2 protein-coding genes and 1 pseudogene are annotated in these 4,361 nt (G+C 64.5%); 2 read left to right on the top strand and 1 reads right to left on the bottom strand.

Annotated features, from left to right (window positions below; all coding sequences use genetic code 11):
* A complete protein-coding gene (locus tag GVY39_RS33540; protein WP_159930978.1) occupies positions 1 to 759 on the bottom strand; it encodes an amino acid permease in 759 nt (252 codons plus the stop codon).
* Positions 760 to 953: 194 nt separating this feature from the next.
* On the opposite strand from GVY39_RS33540, the gene GVY39_RS33545 reads away from it, so the two are divergent.
* Entirely contained in the window at positions 954 to 1,631 is a 678-nt protein-coding gene (locus GVY39_RS33545; protein ID WP_236565824.1) for a FadR/GntR family transcriptional regulator, read from the top strand.
* Between the two features lie 331 nt (positions 1,632 to 1,962).
* A pseudogene (locus GVY39_RS33550) lies at positions 1,963 to 3,207 on the top strand (transposase).
* The last annotated feature ends 1,154 nt before the right edge of the window (positions 3,208 to 4,361 follow it).

The raw sequence follows: 4,361 nt of genomic DNA on the forward strand, positions 1-4,361 counted from the left end.
TCAACAGGCAAGGGGCACAACCCCGATCGGTGAACCAGTGGTGGCATGCAGGCGCCGGAGACCCGAATTCTCACCCCGGCCGGCCGTGCCGGGCGAGGGCTTCGAGCCCGTCACCGAGTTTGAATGAGTTGTGATCGTCGACAAGCCGGGAACATTGCCGTCGACCGGTGTGCCGGTGACGAGGAACACCACCGCCAGCAGCATGAACGCGACGATGGTGCCTACCTTGATCAGCGCGAACCAAAATTCGAACTCGCCGAACAGCCGCACCGACACCGCGTTGAGACCGACCACCACCGCCAGCGCTATCAGCGCGAGGACCCACTGGGGGATCGGCACGAACGGCGACCAGAAATGCACGTACAGTGCCACGGCGGTGATGTCGGCGACCAAGGTGGTCGACCAATTCAGGAAGTACAACCAGCCAACCGAATAGGCCCCGCGCTCGCCGAGGAATTCGCGGGCGTAGGAGACGAACGCACCGGACGACGGCCGGTACATCACCAGCTCGCCGAGCGCACGCACGACCATGAAGGTGAAGACGCCGCACACGATGTAGACGATGGCCAGCGACGGCCCAGCCAGCGCCATCCGCCCGCTGGCCCCCAGGAAGAGCCCGGTGCCGATGGAGCCGCCGATCGCGATCATCTGCATATGGCGCTTGCGTAGCTGTTTCTGATAGCCGACGTCGCCGATGTCGAGCTTCGCTGCTGGTTGCGGGGTGGCTGGCCGGGCCGACAGTTCGTCGTTCTGCGTCATGGAAACCTTCCTTGGGCCGTATCCAGCCTGCACGGCGTAAGCGACTGTAGAGGTAGTATGGCTGCCATGCGGTCAGGCTGTAAGACAGGTTGCACTGTAATTCGGGTCACACACCCTGTCAATATCAATCCTCGGCGCGAAACATGCTGGCTAGCGTTTTGACGCTCTATCGGCGGATCTCCATACTTGGTCACGTGACAGTCGAAGAAGGCCGGGTGCACCGCATCGGCGCCACGGAAGCGGTCTTTCGTCGGCTTAAGGAGCTGATCCAGAGCGGCGAGTACGCGGTAGGCGACCGCCTGCCCGCCGAACTCGCCTTGGCTCAGCAGTTCGGTGTCAGCCGTCCGGTGGTGCGGGAGGCGCTGCACGCCTGCGCGACCCTCGGCCTCACCGAAACGCACACGGGCCGAGGAACTTTCGTCGTCTCCAAGAAGGAGAGCCCGCAGCTGACGTTCGCCGGTGTCGACGCCGCAGATCTGATCGAGGCCCGCCAACTCATCGAGATCCCCACCGCTGGGTTCGCCGCGCAACGCCGCACGCCGGACCAGCTGCGGCAGCTTTTCGAGCTGCTCGACAAGCTGGCGGGGGCCACAGACGCCCGCGAATGGGTCCGTTACGACGGCGAGTTGCACACCGCCATCGCGGCCGCCAGCGGAAACAGAATGCTGACCGCGGTGGTCGCCGACACCCGCCGCGCGCTGGACCCGCAGTCAGAATTCCTCAATCTGACCCAAGACCGCCGCGCCGACTCCGATCGCGAACACGAGGCCATCGTCCGGGCCATCGAGGCGGGCTCACCCGAGGCCGCGCGCCAAGCGATGGCCGACCACCTGCAACGGGTAGCGGACACGATCGCCCGCATCGGCGAGTAGTAGCAAGCGGATCGTGGAGCGCCCATCGACTGGTTGCTCTGTCGGCACGCAGCGATCGAACCCGACTCCTGCTGGGCGAATCCGATCGGCGTCCACTCGTCGCGGCCGACATCGGCTACGGCACGTGGGGTCCAGTCGAACGGAAACTGGCGTTAGCGAGTGCTGGTGATCGAAGCACGTTGCTGTGAAGGTTGATTCGCCGGATTAGTGGGTGCTGGCGGGTGTGTGGTGGTTGCATTTCGGGTTGTGCGTGATGAGGGCGGGGCCGGGTACGGCCGGTTCGGTGTGCTGTCGAGAGGCGAGCTGGAACGCTTCTTCTACCTCGATGACGATGGTCCTGGAAGTGATGAGCTGGCATCCGGAGTTCGGGGAGTCGTTCACCCACGTCGCCGGCACCAAGGCCCGCGTCGCGGACTTGGGTGTGTCCATGGCCGCGGACCTGTGCGCCCAGGCCATGAACGTCGGGCTCGTTCCGGTGACCTCGCCCGGTGTCGACGCGTTGACCCGTGATCGGCTGCGCCACGTCGACCAGCACTATCTACGGGCGGAGACGATGGCCGCAGCGAACACGGTGCTGGTCAACGCCCAATCCGAGGTGCGGTTGGCTCAGCTGTGGGGCGGTGGCTGCGTCGCCAGCGTGGACGGGATGCGGTTCGTGGTACCTGTCCGGTCCATCCACGCCCGACCCAACCGAAAATACTTCGGACCGAAACGGGGCAGTACCTGGCTGAACATGCTCAACGACCAGGCCGCCGGGCTCAACGCGATGGTCGTGTCGGGCACCCCGCGCGACTCGCTCAACGCCATCGACGTGATCCTGCGCCAACCCGAGAGCAGCAAGGTTCCCGACGACATCATTTCAGACGCCGGATCGTATTCGGACATAGTCTTCGGCCTGCTGCATTTGCTGGGCCGCAAGTACCGGCCGCAGCTGAAACACCTGCCCGATCAGCGGTTGTGGCGCATCGACCCGGCTGCCGACTACGGCCCGCTGGACAAGGCTGCACGAGGGCGGATCGACATAGAGAAAGTGTGCTCCCACTGGGAGGACATGTGCCGGGTGGCGGTGTCGATGAACCGTGGTGAGGTCTCCGCGCACGAGGTCACGCGCATGATTTCCCGCGACGGCAACCCCACCGCGCTGGGCCAGGCCATCGCCGGCTACGGCCGGATTTTCAAGACCCTGTACATCCTGCGCCTGGCCGACGACGAACCCTACCGGCGCGAAGCCAAGGCCCAGGCCAACCTTCAAGAAGGACGCCACGACCTGGGCCGCAGCATCTTCCACGGCCGCAAGGGTGAACTCGTGCGCGCCTACCTCGACGGCATGGAGGACCAACTGTCCGCGCTCGGGCTCGTTTGAATATCACCGTGCTGTGGAATTCGGTGTACCTCGACCGTGCTCTGGCAGCTGCGCGCACAGGGCTACCCGGTCCGTGACGAGGACGCTGCCCGGCTGTCGCCATTCATCCGCCGCCACATCCGCCTCGACGGTCACTACAGCTTCCACCTGCCCGACCTGGGCGGGGCTCACCGGCCGCTGCGTGATCCGGACGCACCCGACGAGGACGATTGAGAACCGGATCCCGCGAAACCGTTCCTCGACCTCCATGGAAGACCAGCTCTCGGCACTCGGGCTGATCCTCAACTGCGTCGCCCTGTGCGTCATAACACCCTGTGGAACACCCTCTACACCCCACCGGGCCTTGGAACAGCATCGCGCACAGGGCTATTCGAGCGAAGGATGGCGTCACCTGGGGCATATAGCGAGAGAAAACCCCGGTGAAACGGCTATTATGTGATCTTGAATCGAGTTGTCGCTATCGACGTATTCGGTCCCCGGATGGCGTGACGATGCTGCGTACAGCGCCCACCTGCGGAAACGCGCCACAGCCCAGAGTGTTTTGGCGGACATTCGTTGCCGTCACGCCCCGATTACCTCGTGTGGCACGATTCTTATCGGCACCCCATCTTCCGCCGCTGGCCGACGGTAGCTACGAGGGGCGCTTGATCGGGTGTACACACCCGATCAAGCAGCCCGCATACGGCCGGGCCCTCGACCTGGACAACCGCAACCTTGCAACGCGCTGCTGCGCGGGCTGCGCTGCCTCGGCGAACGCGGCTGCGCCATCCTCGTTGGTGAGCGGTGCGGGAGAATACACCAGCGTGACGCACGCGGCCGAGAGCGGCGCGTCCACGCCGATGCTGATGGCCTTGTCCGGTCGCACCTCGGTACGGTTGCTGGCCGAGTAAGCGAAGGTATCGGCAGAGGCGCTGTGCCGCTGGCAGGCTCAGACCGACCCCGCTGCCCGTCGTCGGCGGTGACGCCAGAGGCGCGGGAGCGGGCCCGAGCGCGCTATCTACCAGGGACCTCGCCCGAAACTGACTACCGGCGAGGTCAACCGGTCTGCGTTGGACCCGGTCGGCGGATTGACCATATAGTCGGTCAGTTCTTTGACGGATGTCATCTTCAGAACATCCACAGTCGATCGACTACCGTTCTCAGCTACGTGGAAATGACCTGGCGGCGGCCAGAAACTGTACACCTCGGGTGATCTGTCGACGCCCTCGCCAAGCATGCGTCCTGTGGCAACCGCAACATGGTGTCAACGTCGGTCGAATCGTGACCCGGCTTGTTCGCTGGAATCTTGACCCACCCTTTGGTTGGTTTCAGTCGTTGGTTTTGGCCGCGGGGACGCGGCCGAGGTCTCGGTCTTTGAGGCGGTAGCT

The organism is Nocardia sp. CY15 (genome assembly GCF_009829295.1).
GTDB classification, from domain to species: Bacteria; Actinomycetota; Actinomycetes; order Mycobacteriales; family Mycobacteriaceae; genus Nocardia; species Nocardia sputi.